22 protein-coding genes, 1 pseudogene and 1 riboswitch are annotated in these 23166 nt (G+C 74.2%); of the genes and pseudogenes, 13 read left to right on the top strand and 10 right to left on the bottom strand.

The window, feature by feature from the left end:
• Positions 1 to 95 precede the first annotated feature (95 nt).
• The 4 genes from ribH to BX285_RS18260 are packed head-to-tail and all read right to left on the bottom strand — an operon-like array spanning position 96 to position 3224.
• Positions 96 to 569 carry a 6,7-dimethyl-8-ribityllumazine synthase gene (gene ribH, locus BX285_RS18275; RefSeq protein ID WP_097238955.1) on the bottom strand — a complete coding sequence of 158 codons (474 nt, stop codon included), beginning with the start codon at positions 567 to 569 and terminating at the stop codon, positions 96 to 98.
• Positions 570 to 601: 32 nt separating this feature from the next.
• Positions 602 to 1873 carry a bifunctional 3,4-dihydroxy-2-butanone-4-phosphate synthase/GTP cyclohydrolase II gene (locus BX285_RS18270; protein ID WP_097238954.1) on the bottom strand — a complete coding sequence of 424 codons (1272 nt, stop codon included), beginning with the start codon at positions 1871 to 1873 and terminating at the stop codon, positions 602 to 604.
• Complete coding sequence (locus tag BX285_RS18265) at positions 1870 to 2517, bottom strand: nicotinamide mononucleotide transporter family protein (protein ID WP_259470571.1); 648 nt, start codon at positions 2515 to 2517, stop codon at positions 1870 to 1872. Before BX285_RS18265 ends, BX285_RS18270 begins: the two co-directional genes overlap by 4 nt.
• Positions 2514 to 3224, bottom strand: a complete 711-nt coding sequence (locus BX285_RS18260) for a riboflavin synthase (protein WP_121175712.1) — start codon at positions 3222 to 3224, stop codon at positions 2514 to 2516. Before BX285_RS18260 ends, BX285_RS18265 begins: the two co-directional genes overlap by 4 nt.
• Positions 3225 to 3442: 218 nt before the next feature.
• Positions 3443 to 3570, bottom strand: a riboswitch (FMN riboswitch).
• Between the two features lie 277 nt (positions 3571 to 3847).
• Between BX285_RS18260 and BX285_RS18255 the strand changes: the two genes are divergently transcribed.
• The gene (locus BX285_RS18255; RefSeq protein WP_097238952.1) at positions 3848 to 4096 is read left to right on the top strand and encodes an SCO4226 family nickel-binding protein; all 249 of its coding nucleotides are present in this window, start codon (positions 3848 to 3850) and stop codon (positions 4094 to 4096) included.
• Positions 4097 to 4242: 146 nt separating this feature from the next.
• On the opposite strand, the gene BX285_RS18250 is transcribed toward BX285_RS18255, so the two are convergent.
• Positions 4243 to 4557: an antibiotic biosynthesis monooxygenase gene (locus BX285_RS18250; protein WP_179852946.1), complete on the bottom strand. Its 315-nt coding sequence runs from the start codon at positions 4555 to 4557 to the stop codon at positions 4243 to 4245.
• A 178-nt stretch (positions 4558 to 4735) separates the two neighbouring features.
• Here BX285_RS18250 and BX285_RS18245 point away from each other — a divergent pair, with 178 nt between their 5' ends.
• Complete coding sequence (locus tag BX285_RS18245; RefSeq protein WP_097238950.1) at positions 4736 to 5431, top strand: MSMEG_1061 family FMN-dependent PPOX-type flavoprotein; 696 nt, start codon at positions 4736 to 4738, stop codon at positions 5429 to 5431.
• A 97-nt stretch (positions 5432 to 5528) separates the two neighbouring features.
• Here BX285_RS18245 and BX285_RS39500 read toward each other — a convergent pair.
• Positions 5529 to 5678 (bottom strand): annotated as a pseudogene (locus tag BX285_RS39500) (YegP family protein); the annotation flags it as partial.
• 207 nt (positions 5679 to 5885) lie between these two features.
• On the opposite strand from BX285_RS39500, the gene BX285_RS18235 reads away from it, so the two are divergent.
• The 5 genes from BX285_RS18235 (at position 5886) to BX285_RS18220 (ending at position 12199) form a co-directional block, all read left to right on the top strand.
• The gene (locus tag BX285_RS18235) at positions 5886 to 6299 is read left to right on the top strand and encodes an HIT family protein (protein WP_097238949.1); all 414 of its coding nucleotides are present in this window, start codon (positions 5886 to 5888) and stop codon (positions 6297 to 6299) included.
• Between the two features lie 150 nt (positions 6300 to 6449).
• Entirely contained in the window at positions 6450 to 7556 is a 1107-nt protein-coding gene (locus BX285_RS18230) for a serine hydrolase (RefSeq protein ID WP_179852945.1), read from the top strand.
• Between the two features lie 23 nt (positions 7557 to 7579).
• Positions 7580 to 7747, top strand: a complete 168-nt coding sequence (locus BX285_RS37375) for a hypothetical protein (RefSeq protein WP_179852944.1) — start codon at positions 7580 to 7582, stop codon at positions 7745 to 7747.
• 208 nt (positions 7748 to 7955) lie between these two features.
• Positions 7956 to 11681 (top strand): SpoIIE family protein phosphatase, encoded by a 3726-nt coding sequence (locus BX285_RS18225; protein WP_183107096.1) that lies wholly within the window; start codon positions 7956 to 7958, stop codon positions 11679 to 11681.
• Between the two features lie 113 nt (positions 11682 to 11794).
• Entirely contained in the window at positions 11795 to 12199 is a 405-nt protein-coding gene (locus BX285_RS18220) for a nuclear transport factor 2 family protein (RefSeq protein ID WP_121175708.1), read from the top strand.
• A gap of 56 nt (positions 12200 to 12255) precedes the next feature.
• Here BX285_RS18220 and BX285_RS18215 read toward each other — a convergent pair whose 3' ends face one another.
• From BX285_RS18215 to BX285_RS18205, 3 genes are all read right to left on the bottom strand, one after another.
• Positions 12256 to 13335, bottom strand: coding sequence for an S-adenosylmethionine:tRNA ribosyltransferase-isomerase (locus BX285_RS18215; protein WP_121175706.1), 1080 nt, complete (start codon positions 13333 to 13335; stop codon positions 12256 to 12258).
• Positions 13332 to 14186, bottom strand: a complete 855-nt coding sequence (locus BX285_RS18210) for an SDR family oxidoreductase (RefSeq protein WP_121175705.1) — start codon at positions 14184 to 14186, stop codon at positions 13332 to 13334. Before BX285_RS18210 ends, BX285_RS18215 begins: the two co-directional genes overlap by 4 nt.
• Before the next feature lie 90 nt (positions 14187 to 14276).
• Positions 14277 to 15239: a pseudouridine synthase gene (locus BX285_RS18205; protein WP_097238943.1), complete on the bottom strand. Its 963-nt coding sequence runs from the start codon at positions 15237 to 15239 to the stop codon at positions 14277 to 14279.
• A gap of 207 nt (positions 15240 to 15446) precedes the next feature.
• Here BX285_RS18205 and BX285_RS18200 point away from each other — a divergent pair, with 207 nt between their 5' ends.
• The 3 genes from BX285_RS18200 (at position 15447) to BX285_RS18190 (ending at position 18225) form a co-directional block, all read left to right on the top strand.
• The gene (locus tag BX285_RS18200) at positions 15447 to 16535 is read left to right on the top strand and encodes a PP2C family protein-serine/threonine phosphatase (RefSeq protein ID WP_259470570.1); all 1089 of its coding nucleotides are present in this window, start codon (positions 15447 to 15449) and stop codon (positions 16533 to 16535) included.
• A gap of 151 nt (positions 16536 to 16686) precedes the next feature.
• Positions 16687 to 17079, top strand: coding sequence for a DUF3224 domain-containing protein (locus BX285_RS18195; protein WP_097238942.1), 393 nt, complete (start codon positions 16687 to 16689; stop codon positions 17077 to 17079).
• Positions 17080 to 17181: 102 nt separating this feature from the next.
• Complete coding sequence (locus BX285_RS18190; protein ID WP_310794220.1) at positions 17182 to 18225, top strand: DUF5995 family protein; 1044 nt, start codon at positions 17182 to 17184, stop codon at positions 18223 to 18225.
• Here the strand turns inward: BX285_RS18190 and BX285_RS18185 are convergent.
• Entirely contained in the window at positions 18186 to 19625 is a 1440-nt protein-coding gene (locus BX285_RS18185; protein WP_097238941.1) for a GuaB1 family IMP dehydrogenase-related protein, read from the bottom strand. The genes BX285_RS18190 and BX285_RS18185 overlap by 40 nt on opposite strands.
• A 324-nt stretch (positions 19626 to 19949) precedes the next feature.
• Between BX285_RS18185 and BX285_RS18180 the strand changes: the two genes are divergently transcribed.
• The 3 genes from BX285_RS18180 (at position 19950) to BX285_RS37370 (ending at position 23114) form a co-directional block, all read left to right on the top strand.
• Entirely contained in the window at positions 19950 to 21437 is a 1488-nt protein-coding gene (locus BX285_RS18180) for an SDR family NAD(P)-dependent oxidoreductase (RefSeq protein ID WP_257033144.1), read from the top strand.
• A 21-nt stretch (positions 21438 to 21458) separates the two neighbouring features.
• On the top strand, positions 21459 to 21920 hold the full coding sequence (locus BX285_RS18175) for an NUDIX hydrolase (RefSeq protein ID WP_121175704.1): 462 nt from the start codon (positions 21459 to 21461) through the stop codon (positions 21918 to 21920).
• A gap of 534 nt (positions 21921 to 22454) precedes the next feature.
• Complete coding sequence (locus tag BX285_RS37370) at positions 22455 to 23114, top strand: hypothetical protein (RefSeq protein ID WP_121175703.1); 660 nt, start codon at positions 22455 to 22457, stop codon at positions 23112 to 23114.
• The last annotated feature ends 52 nt before the right edge of the window (positions 23115 to 23166 follow it).

Genomic DNA, 23166 nt, shown 5'->3' with positions numbered 1-23166 from the left:
GCGTGCGGGCGGACGGACGGTAAACGGTCCCGGACCGTGGACAGTCCGGTGGACGTCCACGGTCCGGGACCGCTCCGGCGCCGTACGGGCTGTGGTCAGAGCGCGGCGCGCAGCACCGCGGCGGTGGCGACGGCGGCGGTGACCGCCTCGTGGCCCTTGTCCTCGGCGGAGCCGGGCAGGCCGGCGCGGTCGAGCGCCTGCTCCTCGTTGTCGCAGGTCAGCACGCCGAAGCCGACCGGGACGCCGGTGTCGACGCTGACCTGGGTGAGGCCCGCGGTGGCCGCCTGGCAGACGTAGTCGAAGTGCGGGGTGCCGCCGCGGATCACCACGCCGAGCGCCACCACGGCGTCGTAGCCGCCCTCGGCGAGGCGCTTGGCGGCGACCGGCAGCTCGAAGGTGCCGGGGACGCGCAGCACCGTCGGCTCGGCGATGCCCAGCTCCTTGAGCGCGCGGTGGGCGCCGTCCAGCAGGCCGTTCATCACCGTGTCGTGCCACTGGGCGGCGACGACGGCGACCTTCAGGTCGGCGGCGCCGTCGATGGTCAGCTCGGGGGCTCCGTGGCCGCTCATGTCTTCCTGCTTCCTGTGGTTGGTGGGGTACTTCAGGAGCCGAGGCCGGGCAGGTCGTGGCCCATCCGGTCGCGCTTGGTGCGCAGGTAGCGCAGGTTGTGCTCGCCCGGCGCGATCTCGACGGCCTCTCGCCCCTTGACCTTGAGGCCGTGCTCGGTGAGCGCGGTCAGCTTCTGCGGGTTGTTGGTGAGCAGGGTGAGCGAGCGGATGCCGAGGTCCACCAGCATCTGCGCCGCGATGCTGTAGTCGCGGGCGTCGGCGGGCAGGCCCAGGTCCAGATTGGCCTCGACGGTGTCGCGGCCCTGCTCCTGCAGCTCGTACGCGCGCAGCTTGTGGGCCAGGCCGATCCCCCGGCCCTCGTGGCCGCGCAGGTAGAGCACCACGCCGCGGCCGGCCTCGGCGACCCGCCGCAGCGAGGCCTCCAGCTGCGGGCCGCAGTCGCAGCGCAGCGAGCCGAAGACGTCACCGGTCAGGCACTCGGAGTGGACCCGCACCAGGACGTCCTCGCCGTCCGGCAGCCGCCCGTCGGCCGCCAGGCCGCCGGCCACCAGCGCGATGTGCTCGACGCCGTCGATGGTGCCCTTGTAGCCGACGGCGGTGAACTCGCCGTACGCGGTGGGCAGGGCGGTGACGGCGGCGCGGTCGACGTGCAGCTCGGTGCGGCGGCGGTAGGCGATCAGTTCCTCGATGGAGATGATCGCGAGGCCGTGCTCGCGGGCGAAGACGACCAGCTCGGGCAGCCGGGCCATGGAACCGTCGTCGTTGACCACCTCGGCGATCGCGCCGGCCGGTGCCAGCCCGGCGAGCCGGGCCAGGTCGACGGCGGCCTCGGTGTGGCCGGGGCGCACCAGCACGCCGCCCTCGACGGCACGCAGCGGGAAGACGTGCCCGGGGCGGGTGAGGTCGCCGGGCTCGGTGCCGGGCGAGGAGAGCAGCCGCACGGTGCGGGCGCGGTCGGCGGCCGAGATGCCGGTGTCCACCCCCTCGCGGGCGTCCACCGAGACGGTGTACGCGGTGCCCTTGCGGTCCTCGTTGACCTGCGTCATCGGCGGGAGCTTGAGCCGGTCCAGCTCCTCGCCGGTCATCGGGGCGCAGATCACGCCGGAGCTGTAGCGGATGGTGAAGGCCATCAGCTCCGGGGTGGCGGCGGAGGCGGCGAAGACGATGTCGCCCTCGTTCTCGCGGTCCTCGTCGTCGACCACGATCACCGCGCGGCCGAGGGCGATGTCGGCGATCGCCCGCTCGACCGGGTCGAGGACGAGCTCGACCTCGGTGGTGCCCTTGCCGGACTGGTTCTCGGTCATGCCGTGACTCCCTGCGGGACGGTGGCGGACTTGACGCGCGGCTCGCGGGTGCTCAGCCACCAGGAACGCAGGCCGAGCAGCACCAGGACGAAGTAGACGGAGTAGGTGAGGCCGGAGAAGGTGTAGCCGCTGTTGAAGGCGAGCGGGACGCCGACGACGTCGACCGCGATCCAGGCGAACCAGAACTCCAGCCAACCGCGGGCCTGGGCGACCATCGCGGCCAGCGTGCCGACGAAGATGTACGCGTCCGACCAGGGGCTCCACGACAGGTTGGGGAAGGACGTGAAGAGCAGGGCGAGCGCGACCGTTCCGACCGCGGTGCCAACCACCAGCGCGATCCGCTCCGGCCAGTTGGCGAACCGTACGGCGATGGTGCCGCTGTCCCGGCGACCCCGCCGCCACTGCGCCCAGCCCCAGGAGGCCGTGGCGATGACGATCAGCTGCTTGCCGATCAGGCCGGGGACGTGGCCCCCGAGGTAGGCGGCGATCAGCACCGCGCCGGACAGCAGCTGGACCGGCCAGCTCCAGACCGAGCGGCGCCAGCCGAGCGCCAGGCCGGCGAAGCCGAGCAGGTTGCCGAACATGTCGGCCCACTTCACGTGTTCGCCGAGGACGGTGAACGCCTCTCCGCTGAGCCAGCTCACTTGGACTCCCCCGGGGTCTCGTCGGTCGACAGGGTGCTGCTGTCGGGCAGGTTCGGCAGGGCCTGCAGGTTGGGCAGGGTGCGGGATTCGAGCAGGCGCTCCACGTACTTGGCGAGCACGTCCACCTCCAGGTTGACGCTCTCGCCGACGGCCTTGGCGCCGAGCGTGGTCAGCGCGAGGGTGGCCGGGATGAGGCTGACGGTGAAGCTGTCCCGGGCGGCCTCCACCACGGTGAGGCTGACGCCGTCGACGGTGATCGAGCCCTTCTCCACCAGGTAGCGGGAGATGGTCTCGGGCAGCGAGAACCGCAGTACCTCCCAGCGCAGTTCGCCGTCGGCGTCGCGCTCGCCGGGCTCGCGGCTCAACAGCCGCCCGGTGGCGTCGACATGGCCCTGGACGAGGTGGCCGCCGAGCCGGGCACCGAGCGCCATGGCGCGCTCCAGGTTGACCCGGGAGCCGGGCTTCAGCTCGCCGAGGCTGGAGCGGTGCAGCGTCTCGGCCATCACGTCGGCACTGAACTCGCCGGTGCGCTCGGCCAGTTCGGCCGGGGAGTCGACGACGGTCAGGCAGACGCCGTTCACCGCGATGGAGTCGCCGTGGCCCGCGTCCGCACAGACCACCGGGCCGCGCAGTCGAATACGCGAGGAGTCGCCGATCTCCTCGATCGACACGACCTCGCCGAGCTCTTCGATGATGCCGGTGAACACCCGGGTTCTCCTCGCGCTTGGGGCGCGGACTCCGGGGCGGCAGAAGGGAGATGACACGGACGGGCAACGGTGCACGAGCCGCCGGCACCACCCGTCGCCGGGGTTGCCGAGGCCGCCGGGAGATCGCTCGCCCGGCCCGGGAGACACCGCTCCCGCCGTCCACCTGACCGTGGTCCGGTCCGGTAACGATGGACCACGGGTACTGCTCTTCGTCCGCCCGCGCACGCCTCCCATCCGGACTTTAACCGTCGGTCCAGGAATTTCACCTGGTCAACCGGCCGCTGGCTGCGGACGGGTCGCGGACTGTAACCGCCGGTTCGGATTTTCACCGACCCCGGAGTGCGCTGAACGTCACTGCTGTTGCGGTCATTCTGCCACGGCCCGCGCGAGGGCAGGGAGGGGGTTGCGCTGTGGTCTGTTTCACGGACGGGCGGGGAATGCGCGGCGGGGGTGCTCCGGGCCGTCGCCGGATCCGGCGCTTCGGGGCGGTCCGCGGTGGTCCGCGACGGTTCACGGTGGTTCGCAGTGGTTCGCAGTGGTTCGGTGGCGGAGGCGGCCGGAGGGGGCGAGGCTGGGTGATGGGGTCCTGCCGGTGACGCACCGAAGCTACGGAGGCGAGGGCGATGGCGAAGTTCATGGACGTCCACCACGGGATGGCCGGAATCACGGCGGACCAGCTCAGGCAGGCCCACGCTGCCGACCTGGCGATCCAAGGCGAGGAGGGCGTCCACTTCGAGCAGGCGTGGGCGGACCCGGAGTCGGGCACGGTGTACTGCCTCTCCGACGCGCCCTCCAAGGAGGCCGTGCAGCGGGTGCACAGCCGTACCGGGCACCCGGCGGACGAGATCCATCCGGTGCCGCTGACGGCCTGAGGCCCGCGAGGACGGCGCCCGGCACAGCACGGCGCGAGACGGGTGCGCGGCGCTCGACACAGCACGGCGCGAGAAGGGTCGCGGCGCGCGGACGTTGCGCGGCGCGGACGATGCGCGGCGCGGACGATGCGCGGCGCGGACGATGCTCAGAGCGTCGCGGGGGTGGCGATCTGCAGGAAGTGGGTGACCTCCGGAGGGTGGGCGAGGTAGCTCAGCTCGCCCTCCGACCAGACCGGCCGGATCCGCCACATCGGCCCGGCGTAGCCGCGCAGGGCCGCCTCGTCGCGCCAGCGGCTCACCACCAGTACGCGGCGTCCGTCCTCCGTCACCGAGCGCAACAGCTCGCCGCCGAGGCAGCCGTCCGTCTGCCCCAGCTGCGGGATCACCTGGGTGGTCAGGTGCGCGCAGAACTCCTCGATGCGGCCCGCCAGGACCTGCCCGGCCCAGATTCTCACGATCACGACCACCACCTCCGCGCGGCTGGAGTCCCTGGCCCCATTATCAGCGGAAAACCGCTGGTGGCGAGGGGTGGAGCCAGGATTCGGCGAGGGGTCCCGGCGGTGGCTTCGACGCCACCCTCGGCCTCCGGGAGGCCTCACCGGCCGGGGTGCGCCGAGGGGGCTCGGTTAGATTCCCGGTATGACCACCACACCGGAAGCTGTCGTCCCGTCAAGCCTGGGTCCGGACCGGCCGGGCAGCCTGTTCGCCGCTCTCAGCGCAGGGGCCCTCACCGACCCCGCCCAACTGCGCGAGGTCTACGAGCAGCCCGGCGACCACGCGCGCCGCAAGCAGGTCGACCACCTGCACGAGGTCGCGAAGCGCCTGATCGCCTGCGCCTCCCTGGTGTTCGTCGCCAGCACCGACGCCGCCGGCCGCTGCGACGTCTCGCCGCGCGGCGGGCCGGCCGGGCTGGTCTCGGTGCTCGACGACCACACCCTGGCCCTTCCGGACGCCACCGGCAACAAGCGCCTGGACACCCTGCACAACATCCTGGAGAACGGCCGGATCGGGCTGCTCTTCGTCGTCCCGGGCCGGGACACCACGCTGCGGGTCAACGGGCGGGCCTGCGTCTCCACCGACCCGGAGCTGCTGCGGCAGCTGACCGCCGTCGGCAAGCCGCCGCGCAGCGCGATCGTGGTCGGGGTCGAGGAGGTGTACGCGCACTGCCCGAAGTCGCTCATGCGCGGGTCGGCCTGGAAGCCGGAGAACTGGCTCGCCAAGGACGCGCAGCCGAGTTCGGCGGAGGTCACGCTCTCGCACCTGCGGGACGAGTCGCTGACCATCGAGATGATCGAGCAGAACGAGCGGGAGGCACTGCTGTACCGGTACGAGTGAGCCGGCGGCGCGGCAGCGTGCCGGTGCGGGGTCGGCTGGTGGGCCCGTGCGGGGCCGGGTCGGCGGGCCGGGTCGCCCGCCGGCCGGCCCTGTGCGCTCAGGCGGCCTTGGGGAGGTCCACCACGGATGCGCCGTCGGCGGCCCGCTGGACGGCGTCGACGCCCTTGTGGGCGGCCTCCTTGCTGACGTAGCCCTGGCCGGTGGCGACGATCTCGCCGTTGCCCGCCTTGAGCCGGAACCGGTACTTGCCACCGGCGTCCTCCTAGACCTCGAACTTGCCCGACATCCGGGCCACCTCCTCGTGCGGCGCGTGACGCGCCGCTGGTCGGCCCCCTGCAGCACCGTGCGCCCGCCGGCCGGTCGGCCGCACCCGGTCGGCGGCCGGACGGGTGAAGCCGGGCCCACGGGGGTTTGCCGGGGTGCCGGGGCGGCCGCCGGTGGCTTGAATGGACGGATGGACTGCGTCTTCTGTGCGGTGGTGGCGGGCGAGGAGCCCGCGCACCTGGTGCTGGAGGACGAGGCCGCGGTCGCCTTCCTGGACCGCCGGCCGCTGTTCCCCGGGCACGTCCTGGTCGTCCCCCGCGTCCACCACCGGACGCTCGCGGACCTGCCCGCCGAGCTGGTGGGACCGTTCTTCCTGCGGGTGCAGCAGGTGGCGGCGGCCGTCGAGCGCGGGATGGGTGCGGCGGGCAGCTTCGTGGCGGCGAACAACCGGATCAGCCAGTCGGTGCCGCACCTGCACGTCCACGTGGTGCCGCGCAATCCCAAGGACGGGCTTCGCGGGTTCTTCTGGCCGCGGGGGAAGTACCCGGACGAGGCGGGCGCCGCGGAGGTCGCGGCCCGACTGCGGGCGGCGCTGGAACGGTGAACGCGTTCCGGCGGCCGTGCGTAGCAGGTGACATTCCGGGCCTACCGCGCCGGGCGCAGCGGGGCGTACTCCTGGAGGAGCATCGGAGGCAGCCGAGATTCATTGTCCCGGCTGACGATTCGGCAGGTGGGGCCGCCTAGTCTCATGGTCATGAACGAACTCGCGTGCGTCGTGCAGGAGACGGCTGACCGGCTCGCGGGCCGGCACGTCGGCGCGGTGGTCGCCGGGCTGGCCGGCGGTGCCACGGAGATCCGCGGCGTCGGACGGACCGGGCCGGGCGGCGGCCTGCCCGGGCCGGACACGCTGTTCGAAATCGGCTCCGTCACCAAGGTGTTCACCTCGCTGGTGCTGGCGCGGCTGGCGCTCGACGGCACGGTGCGGCTCGACGAGCCGCTGGCCGAGGTGCTCGCCGGGGTGCGCGACGGAGTCCGCGAGGGGGTGCGTGGCGGAGTCCGCGAGGGCCGGGCCGCCGTTCCGGGCCGGGGCCGGGAGCCGATCACGCTGCGGCACCTGGCCACGCACACCTCCGGGCTCCCCCGGCTGCCCCGGGGCATGCTGGTGAAGGCGCTGCTCAGGCCCAACGACCGGGATCCGTACGCTCGTTGCACGGCCGAGTACGTGCTGGACGGGCTCACCCGGACGAGGCTGCGGACCGCGCCCGGGCGCGGCTTCCGCTACTCCAACCTCGGCGCCGGGCTGCTCGGCCTGGCCCTCGCGCACCGCAGCGGCACCGGGTACGAGGAACTGGTGGCCCGGGAGGTCTGCGAGCCGCTGGGGCTGACGGACACCCACGTGCGGTCGGACGCGGAGCAGTCCGGGCGGCTGGCGCACGGGCACACGACGGGCGGGCGGCCGGTGCCGTACTGGGAGATGGCGGCCATACCCGGCATGGGCGCGCTCCGCTCGACCGCCGCCGACCTCGCGATACTCCTGCGGGCCCAGCTGGCCGCCGGGCGCGAGCCGGACGCGCCGCTGGCGCCCGCGATCACGCTCACCCGGGAGACCAGGCACCGGGTCAATCCCTTCGCCTGGGTCCACCTGGGCTGGCTCGGCCATCGGCTGCACACCCAGCAGGGCGGCCACCTGCAGATCTGGCACAACGGCGGCACGGGCGGCTTCCGCTCGTTCGTGGCCTTCGACCCGGAGACGCAGGTGGGGGTGGTGGTGCTGGCCAACACCCGCCGGTCGGTCGATCCGGACGGGACGGCGCTGCTGCGCCGGCTGCAGAAGGACTTCGCGGCGACGACGGCGGGCTGAGGCAGGGCGGCCTGTGCCCCGAGGTGGCCGTCGAGGGGTGGGAGGGGTGCCGGGAGGATCTGCTGGAGGCCGCCGCCGACTACGCGGCCGCCCTCCCGGAGCCCGGGCACGGCGACCTCCTGGTGCTGGGCGGGGAGCCGCTGCCGGTCGGCTGGCTGGCCGAGGAGCGGGTGTTCGTCAGGCCGCTCTGACCGTCGAGGTACCGCCCGGGTGGTACCGGGTGCAGTCGCTGAAGGTCGAACCCGGCAGCCGGGCCCCCTTCTGCCTGGAGCGCCTGCTGCCATGGTGACCTGCTGCTTTGGCGGTGCGCGACCTACCCCGGTGAGCGCCTGCTGCCCCGGTGCGCGGACTGCCAGGGTGAGCGGCCGCCCGGGGCCGCGTGCGAAGATGGCAGGGCTGGTGGGAACGATCTCCGGACGCCTCTGGGACGGTTCTCTGGCCATGGTGGACGACAACGCGCAGCGCGCGGAGGAGCCGCGGCAGGACGCCCTGCAGATGGTGCCGATCGCCACGGCGCTGATCGCGGCCGACGGGCGCATCCTGCACTGGAGCGGCGACGCGGAGGCACTGCTCGGTCACCGTGTGGAAGAGGCGGTGGGGGCGACGGCCGCCCAGCTGCTGACCTCCGACGACGAGCGGCCCGAGGTGCTGGAGCTGTTCCGGCAGATCCTGGAGGGCCGGCCCTGGAGCGGCGTCTTCCCGGTGCGCCACCGCGACGGGCACCTGGTCAACCTGGAGTTCCGCACCCACCCGATCCGCGGGCCCGGCGGTGAGCCGCTGGTGCTGGCCGTCGCCTCCGAGGTGACGACGCTGCGCCGGATCCAGGCGGACCTGGCCGTCCTGGACGGCTTCTTCACCCAGTCCCCGGTCGGCATGGCGGTGTACGACACCGAGTTGCGCTTCGTCCGGCTGAACGAGGCGCTGGCCCGGGCGAACGGCCTGACCGCCGAGCAGCACCTGGGCCACCGGCTCACCGAGGTGCTGCCCGGGCTCAACGGCGCCGAGTCCGAGGCGGTGATGCGCGAGGTGCTGGAGAGCGGCGAGCCCGTGCTGGACACCCGCTCGCACGGCCGCACCCCGGGCGATCCGCAGCACGACCACGCCTGGTCGGCCTCGTACTTCCGGCTGGAGGACCGCAGCGGGCGGGTGCTCGGGGTGAGCGCGACGGTCATCGACATCACCGAGCGCTTCCGCGCCGACGCCCGTGCGGCCCGCGCCCAGGAACGGCTGGCCCTGCTCGTCGACGCGACCGCCTCCATCGGCACCACCCTCGACCTGCGGCAGACCGCGCGCGAGCTGGCCGACGCCATGGTGCCCAAGCTGGCCGACATCAGCGGGGTGTTCGCACTGGAGGCGCTGGTGGCGGGCCGCAACGTCGAGCCGCCCGCGCCGGACGCCCCGCAGCTGGTGCGCCGCCTGGCGCTGGCCACCGCCGATCCGCTCTACCCGTCCGAGGCGCTGCCGGTGGACACCGTCTACGAGCTGCCGCCCGACTCCTCGTACGCCCGCGCGCTGATCACCGGGCGGACGGTGGTGGTGCCGTCCTGGGAACTGCCGGCGCTGAGCGAGGGCATCAACGAGAGCCGCCGGCAGGCCTTCCTCGGTGACCGCCCGCGCTCGGTGCGGATCACCCCGCTGGTGGCGCGCGGCACCACGCTCGGCATGGTGGTGTACTCGCGGCGCGGCGAGCGCGAGTCCTTCGCCGAGGCCGACATCACCCTCGGCGACGAGCTGGCCTCACGGGCCGCCGTCGCGATCGACAACGCCCGGCTGTACCTGCGTCAACACCAGACCGTGCTGGCCCGCCAGCAGGCGCTGCGCGAGGCGAAGGCCGCGCAGGAGCGCCTGGCGCTGGTCAACGTGGCCTCCACCCGGATCGGCACCACGCTCGATCTCGCCCAGACCGCCCAGGAGTTGGCCGAGGTGGCGACGCCCCGGCTGGCCGACACGGTGGTGGTGGAGGTGCTGGAGGAGCTGGTCCGCGGCGAACGCGAGGCCCGGGCGCCGGCGGACGGCTCGGCGCTGCTGCGGCGGATGGCCTTCCACTCGGTGCACGGCTCGACCATGCAGCCGATCGCCCGCACCGGCAACGTGCACCGCTTCCAGCCCGGTTCGCCGTACGCGTGGAGCCTGGCACACCGCAAGCCGGTGCTGGTGCCGCGGATGGACGAGCACGGGATGGCCTGGTTCGCCGACGATCCGGTGCGCACCGCCGCCGTACGGGAGCAGAACGTGCGCTCGTTCATGGTCGTCCCGCTGATCGCGCGCGGTACGCCGGTCGGTGTCGCGGGCTTCTACCGCACCCTCGTGGAGCGCCCGTACGAGGACGACGACCTCGCACTGGCCGGGGAGTTGGCGGTGCGGGCCGCCGTCTCGATCGACAATGCGCTGCTGTTCGGCCGCGAGCGCGACGCGGCCGCCGCCCGGCAGCGGGCGCTGGACGAGGCCTGGGCCGCCCAGCAGCGGCTGTCGCTGCTCAACGAGGCCAGCAACCGGATCGGCACCACGCTCGATCTGCACCGCACCGCCCAGGAGTTGGTGGAGGTGGTGCTCCCGCGCTTCGCCGACTTCGTCACCGTGGACCTGCGTGACGCGGTGCTCAGCGGCGAGGAGCCCGGGCCAGTCCCCGCGGAGGGCAGGGTGCTGATGCGGGCGGTGGCGGTCGGCGAGGCGGGCCCGGACGGCAGCCTGACCGGGGCCGCCGACCAGGTGGGCGAGACCGCGCAGTCCGCCCAGCTGTACGCGCAGAGCCTGCGCACCCGGCGCTCGATCCTGGTGTCCGAGGTGACCGAGGAGGAGCTGCGCCGGATCGTCGCCTCCCCCGACCGGGTCCAGCCGGGCCTGGATGCCGGGGTGCACTCGTACCTGATGGTGCCGCTGGTGGCGCGCGGACACGTGCTGGGCGGCGCCGAGTTCGTCCGTACCCACAACCCGGTGCCGTTCGGCCCGGCGGACCGCTCGCTGGCCGAGGAGCTGGCCGCCCGCACCGCGCTCGCGATCGACAACGGCCGTCTCTACCGGCGCGAGCGGGACACCGCGCTCACCCTCCAGCGCAGCCTGCTGCCGCAGGAGGTGCACCGCACCCTCGGCCTGGAGATCGCCTACCGCTACCTGCCGAGCAGCGTGGTCAGCGAGGTCGGCGGCGACTGGTTCGACGTCGTCCCGCTCTCCGCCGGGCGGGTCGCCCTGATCGTCGGGGACGTGATGGGCCACGGCATCCGCGCCGCCGCAACCATGGGCCAACTCCGTACCGCGGCACGGACGTTGATCACCCTCGACCTCGACCCGGCCCGGGTCCTGTACCGGCTCGACGAGGCCACCACGACCGTCGGCGAGGGCCAGTTCGCCACCTGCGTCTGCGTGGTGTACGACCCGGTGGACCGTCGCTGCACCGCGGCCTCCGCCGGGCACCTGCCGCCCGTGGTCGCCGACACCGAGGGGCGGGCGCACCTGGTCGAACTGCCCACCGGCGCACCCCTCGGCGTCGGCGGAGTCCCCTTCGAGAGCGCGGAGTTCACCCTCCCCGAGGAGGGCATCCTGGTGCTCTACACCGACGGGCTGGTCGAGCGCCGGAGCCGCGACCTGGACGAGGGCCTGCGGCTGCTCTGCCGTACCGTCGCCGACCGGCGCGCCTCGCTGGAACAGACTTGCGACGCCGTGCTGACCAGGCTCACCGGCCGCACCAGCGAGGACGACATCGCCGTCATCATGGCGCAGGTGCGCCCGCACGGCGCGGACCGGATCGCCACCCTGCCGCTCACCGGCGACCACGCGATGGTCGCGCACTCGCGCCGCTTCACCCGCGAGACGCTGAACGCCTGGGGGCTCGACACGCTCGCCGACTGGGCCGAACTGCTCACCAGCGAGCTGATCACCAACGCCCTGGTGCACGCCGGATCCCCCACCCAGCTACGGCTGTTCTGCAACCGGGTGCTCACCGTCGAGGTCGCCGACCAGGAGGCCGCGGCGCCCCGGATCCGCCGCGCCCGCACTGAGGACGAGGGCGGTCGCGGCATCCACCTGGTCAACGAGCTCGCGCACCGCTGGGGCAGCCGCCGGACCGCGGACGGCAAGGTGGTCTGGTTCGAGCTGGAGCTGCCCCCGGGCGGTTCGTCGGCGGCCTGAACAACCGACGGTTGTCGGACCGGCGCCACGGTTGTTGGCCCGGCGGCCCGCCCCTGCGGTTGTCTGGTGCCACGGCGGGACAGCCCCGACCGGACGGACCAGAGGAGCCCAGCGTGCAGCACCCCGACGCCCGCACCGTCGTCACCGACTACGTCACCCTGCTCGCGGCGGGCGAACTCGACGCCGCGATCGCCCTGTTCGCCGAGAACGCCACCTGGACCTACCCCGGCAGGCTCGCCCTCTCCCGCACCTGGCGCGGCAAGCAGGAGATCTTCGGCGACTTCCTGGGCCAGGTCGGCGCCCTGTTCGCCGCCGACGGCCTGCCCGCCATCACCCTCACCCACGTCCTCGCCGACGGCCCGCAGGCGGTCGCCGAGTGGACCGTCGTCGGCACGGCTGCCAACGGCGAACCGTACGAGAACCATTGCCTGGGCGTCTTCACCGTCGAGGACGGCCGGATCACCGCCGTCCGCGAGTACCTCGACACCGACCACGTCGCCCGCACCCTGCTGGCCTGACCCGCCTCCCCGGTCGGCACCCGGTCCGAGAGGTGGAGTCCGCCCGAGCGGAGAAGTCAGTCCGGCAGGAGGAGGTTGACGTCGCCGAACTCGTGCCAGAGGTAGCGCTGTCGGACGGCGGCGCGGTAGCAGGAGGTGAGCAGCGGGCGGCCGGCGACGGCGGCGAGCATCAGCAGGTGGGACGCGCGGGGCTCGTGCCAGCCGGTGAGCAGGCCGTCGACGGCGCGCACGCCACGCTCGGGGGTGATGACCAACTCCGTCCAGCCGTCGGCCTCCTGGAGTGTGCCGTCCGGTCCGACCGCCGATTCCAGGGCGCGGACCACGGTGGTGCCGACGGCGATCACCCGGCCGCCCCCGGCCCGGACATGGCCGGCCAACCGGGCGGTGGCGGCCGGGACATGGAAGCGTTCCGCGTACGGGGCCTCGTGCGCTTCCGGCGAGGCCACCCCGGTGTGCAGGGTGACCGGCGCGACGAGCACCCCCCGGCCGGCCAGCCGGGCCACCACCTCTGCACTGAAGGGGCGTGCGGCGCTGGGCATTTCGCTGCTGCCGGGGACGGTCGCGAAGACCGTCTGGTAGGCCTCGATCGGCCACTCCCGGTCCACGTAGCCGTACCGGATCGCCCGGCCGTGCAGCGTCAGGTACGGCAACAGCGGTGTCGGCAGGGCTAGTTCGGCGTGCCAGAGGCGGGAGGTGAAGGCCCCGGTCAGCTCCGCCGCGCCGCCCGCGGGCAGGGTGACCCGCAGGCCCGCCCGGGCCGGGGACTCCTCCGGCGGGTAGTACGCCGCCGCCTGCCCGGGCACGACGCGGCGCAACTCGACCAGATGGGCGCCGTGCCGGTCCGGTTGGGCGGAGGAGAGGTGCACCGCGACGGGCGTGCCGTCGGGCAGCCAGCCGGGCAGCGCAGCGGGCAGGGTGGCCGAGTTGTTGACCACCAGGAGGTCCCCCGGGCGCAGCACTTCGGGCAGTTCGGCGAAGCGGCGGTGCTCGACCCCGCCGGTGGCGCGGCGGCCGACCAGCATCCGGACGCCGTCCCGGGCTTCGCCGCGCGCTTCCGCCGGTGCGCGGGCGGAGAGTTCGGGCGGGACGTCGAGGTCGAGACCGAGGTCGAGGCCGAGGTCGGTGCGTGCGGTCACCGGCCACCCCGGTCCGCGGCCGCGACGGCCGGCTGCTGCTCGGCCGGGGCGGTGGGGTTCTCGGCCGGGGCTGCCAGGTCCTCGGCCCGGTAGCGGCCGGACGGGGTGCGGTCGCGGAGCAGGCCGAGCAGGAGCGGCGCCACCTGCTCGGGCAGCGGCTCGCCGGAGATGTCCTCGCCCGGGCTGGCCTCCTGGAGCATCCGGGTGCGCATCGAGCCCGGGTCGACCGCCCAGACCCGCAACTCCGGCTCCTCCCGGGCCAGGACGGCGGTGGCGAGGTCGAGCGCGGCCTTGCTGGCGCCGTAGCCTCCCCAGCCGAGGTAGGGCACCACGGCAGCGTCGGAGCTGACGTTGAGCACGGCGCCGGCGTGGGCCCGCAGTTGGGGCAGGACGAGCTGGGTGAGGGCGATCGGGGCGAGCGCGTTGACCTCGAAGGTCTCCAGCAGGTCCGGCAGCGGGTAGTCGGCCAGTCGGGGCAGCGGCTCGGAACCGGGGGCGGCGGCGCCGTTGAGCGTGCCGGCGTTGTTCACCAGCAGACTCGCCCCGCCCAGGCCCTCGGCGGCCTCGGCGAGTCGGGCGCGATGGTCGTCGTCGACGATGCTGCCGGGCAAGGCGACGACCTTGGTCACGGCGGCCAAGTCGGCCTCGGCGGCCGCGAGTTCGGCCGCGCCCCGGGCAGTGATCACCAGGTGCCAGCCCTCGGCGGCGAGAGCGTGCGCGAGGGCCAGCCCGAGGCCCCGGGAGGCGCCGGTGACCAGGGCGACTCGGGCGGTGTGCGGCGCAGCGGCGTGCGCTGCGACGGGGTGCGGCGTGGTGGGGTGCGATGCGACGGTGTGCTGTGCTGCGTTCATGCCGCAACGATGGCGCCGCCGGGGCGGGCGGCGGATCGGCCACCGGGACCGGGCCCCGGTCGGACCTTGGGCCTAGGGCGACGGACGGTCCTAGGACCCGGTGCCGGTCCCTTCCTCCCAGCCGGCCGGGTCGGTCCAGGCGGCCAGGGTGCGGCGGGTCTCGAACCGGCGCTCGCGGCCGGTCAGCGGGTCGGTGAACTCGACCACCGAGGCGAGCAGTTGCAGCGGGCGGCGGAAGTCGTCCGGGGCCGGTTCGGGCAGGACCACCGGGTACACCGGGTCGCCGAGGATGGGCAGTCCGAGGCCGCTCATGTGCAGCCGCAGCTGGTGGGTGCGTCCGCTCAGCGGGCGCAGCCGGTAACGGGCGAGGCCGTCGCGGCGCTCCAGCAGGTCGATCCGGCTCTCGCTGTTCGGCGGTGCGTCCTCGACCTCCTGCGCGGCGATCACCCCGCGCTCCTTGACGATGTGGCTGCGCACGGTGCGCGGCAGGCTCAGCTCCGGGTCGTAACCCGCGATCGCCTGGTACTCCTTGCGCACCAGGCGGTCGCGGAACAGCGTCTGGTAGGCACCGCGGTCCTCGGGGCGGACGATGAACATGGCCAGGCCGGCGGTGAGCCGGTCAAGGCGGTGCGCGGGGCTGAGCGCGGGCAGGTCGAGACTGTGCCGCAGCCGGGAGAGCGCCGTCTCGGTGACGTGCTTGCCGCGCGGGGTGGTGGCCAGGAAGTGCGGCTTGTCGACGACCACCAGGTGCTCGTCGCGGTGCAGCACGACCAGCTCGAACGGGACGTGCACCTCGTCCGGGAGGTCGCGGTGGAACCACAGGTGGGCGCCGGGGCGAAACGGTTCGTCCGGGGCGATCGGGCCCTGCTCCCCGACGATCTCGCGGTCGCGCAGCGCCGCGTCGATCCGCTCGGCCGGGACGGCGGGCAGCCGGTCCACCAGGTGGTCCCGCACGGTCGGCCAGGGGCCTTCGAGCGGCAGCCGCAGGTGCACCGGGTCCACACCGTGGCGCTGCGGGAGGGGGGAGGCGGGGCGGCGGCTCTTACGTCTCATGTCCCGGCCCAGCGTAGTGCGCGCCCCGAGCGGGCCCGTGGCCGAGGTACCAGGCCGGGGGCGGGCCGACGCGCCGGGGGCGGGGGCGGGCCGAGGTGCTGACCCGGGGCCGGGCGAGGAGAGTGGACCGAGGCCCTCGCTCCGCCGGGGGCCTCCGACCATCTGCCGGACACCTGTCGGATCAGCCGACGGACCACTGGAGGACGCGTGACCGCCGACGGCCCGGACGGGGTGCCGCCGCTGCACCTGCCCCGACGGACCCGGATGCTGCTGTACGGCTCACTCCTGCTGCTGGTCGCGGCCGTGGTGGCCGCGCTGGCCATCGGCCCGGGGACCACCCTGTCGCCACTGCTCGCGGTGGCCCCCGTCCTCGCCGGGGCGACCACCCGGCGGGCCCGGGTGCCGCTACTGGTCGGCGCCGCGGCGCTGCTCGCGGTCGGGCTGCTGGAGTCGGCCAACACCCAGCTGCCGGCCTCCGTGCGGATCAGCGTGCCGGTCACCGTGCTGGCCTCCACCCTGGCCAGCGCCGCCAGCGTGGTCCTGGTGGCGGCCCGCGAGCGGGAACTGTTCCAGGTCCGGACGGTGTCCGAGGCCGCGCAGCGGGCCCTGCTGCGGCCGCCTCCCGAGCGGGTCGGCCCGCTGCGGGTGGCGGTGCGCTACGTCGCGGCGGCGGCCGAGGCGCGGATCGGCGGGGACCTGTACGCGGTGGTCGACACCCGGTTCGGGGTGCGGATCCTGCTCGGCGACGTCCAGGGGCACGGGCTGCCGGCGGTGGAGACGGCGGCGGACGTGCTCGGGGTGTTCCGGGAGGCGGCGCGGACCGAGCCCGATCCCGGGCGGCTCGCGGAGCGCCTGGACGCGGCGCTCACCGCTCGCCCGGACGGGGACCGCTTCGCCACCGCGCTGCTGCTCGACGTGGCGCCGGACCGGGGGCCGGTGCGGGTGGTGAACTGCGGCCACCCGCCCCCGCTGCTGCGCCGGGCGGGCCGGGTGAGCGAGCTGGAGCCTCCGTTCTCCGCGCCGCCGCTGGGGCTGCTCGGGCTGACCGGCGACGAGTACCAGGCGCGGGCGTTCGTGCCGGAGCCGGGCGACGTGCTGCTCCTGCACACCGACGGCGTCTCGGAGGCCCGGGACGCCGGCGGGCGGTTCTACCCGCTGGCGGAGCGGCTGCCGGGACTGCACGGTGGGAGCCCGGCGGACCTGCTGGACGCGGTGCTGGCGGACGTCGGCGGCTGGGTCGGGGACTCCGGGTTGGCGGACGACGCGGCGGTGCTGGCGGTGCGCTGGGAGCCGTGACCGGGCGGCGCTGCTCCCCCGGTCGGCTCGGGCTCGATTGTCAGTGCCGTGTGCAAGGCTTCATCCGCGGTCGGCGAGGTGCCGGCCGTACGGGCGGCTGACGGCAGACGGCAGACGGCAGACGGCAGACGGCAGACAAGGGGACAGTGCCATGGGGAGCAGGGCGAGCGGGTCGTTCGAGGTCACGGCGTTCGAGCCGGTGGAGGCGGAGGAGCGGGAGGGCGGTGCGGCCTTCGGGCGGGTCCGGATCACCAAGGCGTTCACGGGCGGGCTGAGCGGCACGAGCGAGGTACGGATGCTGTCCGTCGCCGGCCCGAGCGGCGGCCCGGCGTCGTACGTCGCGGTGGAGCACGTGACGGGTGAACTGGACGGGCGGGAGGGCTCGTTCGTGCTCCAGCACGCGGCCTGGGACACCAGCGGCACGACGGTACGCGTGGTGCCGGGCACGGGGGCGGGCGAGCTGGCCGGGATCACCGGGGAGTTCCACCTGACCGTTGACGAGTCCGGCGCCCACACCTACGTCCTGGAGTACGAGCTGGGCTGAGGCCCGCCGCCCACTCGGGCCCGGCGTGCCGCGCCCGCCCGGCTCCGGGCCGCGCTGTCACGATGATGCGATCAGTGCACGATCGACATCGGAGGGTGGCGCATGCCCGGAACGGCGATGGGTGGTCGGACGGTCACGGCCGGGACGGCCGGGACGGCCGGGACGGCCCGACCGGCGAGCACGGTCGAGGAGGTGGTCGGCAGGCTGCGGGAGATCGGGGCGGGGCTGCCCCCGGCCGACGGGGTGGCGGTCTTCAACCGGCTCTACCTCGATGTGACGGAGGCCGTGCGCGACGGGCTCGGCGCCGGGTACTTCACGGATCCGCCGACGATGGCCGAGCTGGACGTGGTGTTCGCCGGGCGGTACCTGCGGGCCGTGGCCGCCGACACGGCCGGGCAGGAACCGCCCGCCTGCTGGCAGCCGCTGTTCGCGCTGCGCACCCACCCGGGTGTGCACCCGCTGCAGTTCGCCTTGGCCGGGATGAACGCCCACATCCAGCACGACCTGCCGCTCGCCGTCATCGACACCTGCCGCCGCCGGGGCTGTGCGCCGGCCGACATGGAGGAGGACTACCACCGGATCAACGAGGTGCTGGCCGCCGTGGAGACGGCCGTCCGGGAGCAGCTGATGCCCGGGCTCGACCTGCTGGAGTGCGCGGAGCCGCTCACCCACCTGCTCAGCGCCTGGTCGGTGGAGGCCGCGCGCGAGGGAGCCTGGTCTGCTGTCCGGGCGCTATGGGAGCTGCGCCACCTGCCGGGCGCGGCGCAGGCCTTCGCCACCGCACTGGACTGCTCGGTCGGGCTGCTCGGCCGCGCGCTGCTGGTCCCCCTGGGGACCTCAGGGCCGCGCCACCCGTCGGGCCACCGGCCGGGCCGTCGGTCGGACCACCCGACGGACCACTGGTCGGGTGACCCGACGGGCCTCGCCCCCGGCGGCCCCGGCACGGCGCCGGCCGGCCGGCTCCCCGAGGCGAGGAACCGGCCGGCCGGTGGATCCGCCGGAGCGGACGCGAGAGCTGCGGAAGCAGGCGCCGCGTCCGCGGCCCCCGCTCACGCGGGTGCTGCGGACACGGGTACTGCGGACGCGAGCGCCGCCGACGCGGGTGATCAGGCCCAGCTGGAGTGCAGCGGCTTGCCCTCGGCGTAGCCGGCCGCGCTCTGGATGCCCACGATCGCCTTCTCCTGGAACTCCTCCAGGCTGCTGGCGCCCGCGTAGGTGCAGGAGCTGCGCACGCCCGCGATGATCGAGTCGATCAGGTCCTCGACGCCCGGGCGGGCCGGGTCGAGGAACATCCGGGAGTGCGAGATGCCCTCCTCGAACAGCGCCTTGCGGGCCCGGTCGTACGAGGAGTCCTGGGCGGTGCGGTTGCTCACGGCGCGGGCCGAGGCCATGCCGAAGCTCTCCTTGTACTGGCGGCCGTCGGCGGCGGTCTGCAGGTCGCCCGGGGACTCGTAGGTCCCGGCGAACCAGGAGCCGATCATCACGTTGGAGGCGCCGGCGGCCAGCGCCATGGCGACGTCGCGCGGGTGCCGCACGCCGCCGTCGGCCCACACGTGCTTGCCGAGCCGGCGCGCCTCGGCGGCGCACTCCAGGACGGCGGAGAACTGCGGGCGGCCGACGCCGGTCATCATCCGGGTGGTGCACATGGCGCCGGGGCCGACGCCGACCTTGAGGATGTCGGCGCCCGCCTCGACCAGGTCGCGGACACCGGCGGCGGAGACCACGTTGCCGGCCACGATCGGGATCTGCGGGTCCAGGCCGCGCACGGCGCGCAGCGCGCTGATCATGGACTCCTGGTGGCCGTGCGCGGTGTCCACCACGAGCACGTCGGCGCCGGCCTCGATCAGGGCCTTGGCCTTGCCCGCGACGTCGCCGTTGATGCCGACGGTGGCGGCGATGCGCAGCTTGCCGTTCGCGTCCACGGCCGGGGTGTACAGGGTGGCGCGCAGCGCGCTCTTGCGGGTGAGGATGCCGACCAGGCGGCCGTCGGCGTCGACCACCGGGGCGAGCTTGCGGTGCGCCTCGGTGAGCTTGTCGAAGGCGGCCCGCGGCTCGATGCCCTCGTCCAGCAGCAGGAGGTCGCGGGACATGATGTCGGCGAGGCTGGTGAAGCGGTCCACGCCCTGGCAGTCGGAGTCGGTGACGACGCCGACCGGCTTGTCGTCCTCCACCACGACGAGGGCGCCGTGCGCGCGCTTGGGCAGCAGCGAGAGCGCCTCGGCGACGGTGGCGCCCGGGGCGAGGGTGATCGGGGTGTCGTACACCAGGTGGCGCCGCTTGACCCAGGTGATGACCTCGGCGATGACCTCGGTGGGGATGTCCTGCGGGATGGCGACCAGGCCGCCGCGGCGGGCGACGGTCTCGGCCATCCGGCGGCCGGCGATGGCGGTCATGTTGGCCACGACCAGCGGGATGGTGGTGCCGGTGCCGTCGTTCGAGGAGAGGTCCACTCCCTGCCGGGAGCCCACGGCGGAACGGCTGGGGACCATGAAGACGTCGTCGTACGTCAAGTCGTACGAGGGCTTGAGGTCGTTCAGGAAGCGCATGAAGGGGGCTCTCTGGCTGGGAGAAATTACACCTCGGGTGCGGTTGCGGCGATGCCGTCGGGGCGCACTCGGGCGCCCTGCACCCAGCGTTCGATTCTCCGTGAGGGTGGGGACAAAAGCCAGTTCGAGGAACATTGCTGGGGCAGTCCACAAACCGTGATCAATGCTTCGCGCGTAGACATGGAGGATCATCCAAATGACCTCCCCCCACCCTCTCTGACGTCCGCTTTTCGCCCCGGCCGGGACCACTCCCGTAGCATTCACGCGGTAATGGGCAGGGCGAGCAGGAGAGCGGCAGCAGGCGTGGGCATCGGGCAGACGGACATCCGGCAGGGCCAGGACGAGGACACCGAGGAGGAGATCGACTACGGTCCCGGCCTCGACCCCGAGCGGCTGAAGCTCTGCCTGGAGGTGCTCGCGGACCTCGACCGGCTGCACGTGGACCACCCGGACGCGATCACCGTCCGCAAGGCCGTCGGCGGTATATTCCGCACGCTCAAGCAGCGCCGCCGCCAGGAGACCCGGGCCCGCAAGACCGCCAACGACCGCGCGGTCACCGCCCGCACCGCCACCGGCGCCCCCACCCGGATCGACGACGAGACGGCCGGCGCCTTCGGCCTGACCACCGTCACCACCACCGAGATCGCCGGCATCCTGGAGCGCCCCCGCTCCTGCTACACCTGCAAGCAGCGGTACGTCGAGGTCGACGCGTTCTACCACAACCTCTGCCAGGACTGCGCCGTCAAGAACCGCTCCCGCCGGGACGCCCGGGCCGACCTCACCGGCAAGCGCGCGCTGCTCACCGGCGGCCGGGCCAAGATCGGGATGTACATCGCGCTGATGCTGCTGCGCGACGGCGCCCACACCACCATCACCACGCGCTTCCCCAACGACGCGATCCGCCGCTTCAAGGCGATGCCGGACAGCGCCGACTGGATCCACCGCCTCAAGGTCATCGGCATCGACCTGCGCGACCCGGCCCAGGTCATGGCCCTCGCCGACGAGGTCGCCGCCGACGGCCCGCTGGACATCCTGATCAACAACGCCGCGCAGACCGTGCGCCGCCCGCCGGAGTCCTACCGCGAGCTGGTCAACGCCGAGTCCGCGCCGCTGCCCGCCGGCGAGCTGCCGCAGGCCATCACCATCGGCCGCTTCGGCAGCGGCAGCGTCGACCTGCCTGCGCTCCCCCACCAGGCGAGCGGCGAGAGCGAGCGGATGGCCGCGGAGGACGTCACCTCGCTCGCCCTGGTCACCGGCTCCGCCACCCCCGCCCGGATCGCGGCGGGCACCGCGATCGACGCCGGCGGCCTGGTGCCCGACCTCGCGCCCACCAACAGCTGGGTGCAGTCCGTCAGCGAGGTCGGCCCGGTCGAGCTGCTGGAAGTCCAGCTCTGCAACTCCACTGCGCCGTTCATCCTGATCAGCCGACTGCGCCCGGCGATGGCCGCCTCGGCCTCCCGCCGCAAGTACGTGGTCAACGTCTCCGCCATGGAGGGCGTCTTCCAGCGCGGCTACAAGGGCGCCGGCCACCCGCACACCAACATGGCCAAGGCCGCGCTCAACATGCTCACCCGCACCAGCGCCCAGGAGATGTTCGAGTCCGACGGCATCCTGATGACCGCCGTCGACACCGGCTGGATCACCGACGAGCGGCCGCACCCGGACAAGATGCGCCTCGCCGACGAGGGCTTCCACGCCCCGCTCGACCTGGTCGACGGCGCGGCCCGGGTGTACGACCCGATCGTGCGCGGCGAGCAGGGCGAGGACCTGTACGGCTGCTTCCTCAAGGACTACGAGCGCTCCAACTGGTAACCAGCTGAAGGAGACCGCGAGTTGAGCACCACACCGACCGCACCGCTGCTCGGCGCCGGGATCATCGTCCCCACCGGGGACGGCCGGGTGCTGCTCGGCCGGCGCACCACCGCCGGCGAGCCGCCCACCTGGAGCCTGCCGGGCGGCAAGGTCGACCCGGGCGAGTCCTTCGAGCAGACGGCGGCCCGCGAACTCGCGGAGGAGACCGGCATCCTGCTGCCGGCCGAGGCGATGCGGGTCCTCGGGGTGCACCTCGACCACGAGCTCGGCCGGCCCCGGCTGACCGCCGCCGTGCTGGCGCCGCCGAGCCTGGCCGAGGCGGTGGTCACCGAGCCGCACGCCTGCGGCGGCTGGGAGCGCTTCCCGCTGGACGCGCTGCCGGAGCCGATGTTCTACCCGTCCGCGCTGGTGCTGGGCAGCTGGCTGCCGCACCTCGCCCCGGCGCTTCGGGCCGGGACGCACGGCTACCCCGTCGCCCGCTGACCGGCGGGCGACGGGGCGGACGGGCAGACGGGCAGACGGGGCGGACGGGCAAACGGGCGAGGTCAGCCGTTGCGGGCCGCCGCCGGTCCCGGTGATCCGCCTCAGCAGCGTCAGCGTCAGCGTCAGCGTCAGCGTCAAGGCGATGATCCCGACCGCGGCGTAGCCGGCGAGTTACAGCCATGACCTGGGGAGACGTCAGAACGCTGACGCAGCAGCGGGAGTGCAGGGGGCGGCCCCCACGGCCGCCCCCTGCCCCGCACCTCGGCCCGACGACCCCCACGATCACCGGGCCGTGGCGGCGCCCGGGCACGGGGAGGGCGCCGCCGGTACCCAGCCTGCCCCGGCGGGGGTGCGGCTGCCGAGGGTCGAACGTCCCGGCTGCGGGGACGAGCGGCACTGGCGGAACGCCGCGGCCGACCGTGGCGGCCACGGCCGGTACTACGGGCGCGCACCACTCTTGTGCGCGGGAGGCCGCCGGGTGGAGATTGGGTGGCGCGCCACCTTGATCCCCGACGTCCCCGAGGAGCCGTCACCGTGTCCAGCCCATCCCGCCGCCCGGCCCGGCCCGCGTCGCTGCCGCGACGAACCGGCCGTCAGCTCCGGCGGGCCCTCGCTGCCCGGCACGAACCGCTCGCCCGCCCCCTCGACCGCTCCCGCGCCCGCGCCTGGCTGCTCGCCGCGCTCGGCGCGGTGCTCGCCGTCGCCCTCGCCGCGGGCGGCGCCCTGCTCCTCTACCGCGACACCGCCTCCCGAGCCGCCGCGGAACGCGCACGGCTGCACCGGGTCGACGCGGTGATCCACAGCGCCCCGGACCACGCCGCTCCCGCCGGCAGCCGCTACGCCGGGGGCTACAGCAACCGGGCCGACGTCGAAGCCGCCTGGACCGGCCCCGACGGCAGCCTGCACGTCGGCACCCTCCAGGCCACGCGCACCGCCCTCACCGGCACCCGGATCCCGATCTGGATCGACCAGGCCGGCAACGCCTCCGCACCCCCGGTCGAGCGCATCACCATCGCCCTCTCCGCCGCCTGCACCGGCAGCGGCGCCCTCGTCGTCCTGCTCGCCGCCCTCACCATCGCCCTGCGGCTGCGCCTGCGCGCCCTCGACCGCCGCGCCGAAGGCGCCTGGGGTGACGGCTGGGCGCGGCTGGAACCGCTCTGGAGCGGCCGCGCGGGCCACCGGCACGAGGACTGAGCCGGCGAAGGCGGGTTCGGACGGCGTGGCGGCGGTGCCGCAAGCGCCTGGT

The organism is Streptomyces sp. 1114.5 (assembly GCF_003635085.1).
In the GTDB taxonomy this organism is placed as follows: Bacteria; Actinomycetota; Actinomycetes; order Streptomycetales; family Streptomycetaceae; genus Kitasatospora.
This window is presented reverse-complemented; position numbering and strand designations above follow the sequence as displayed.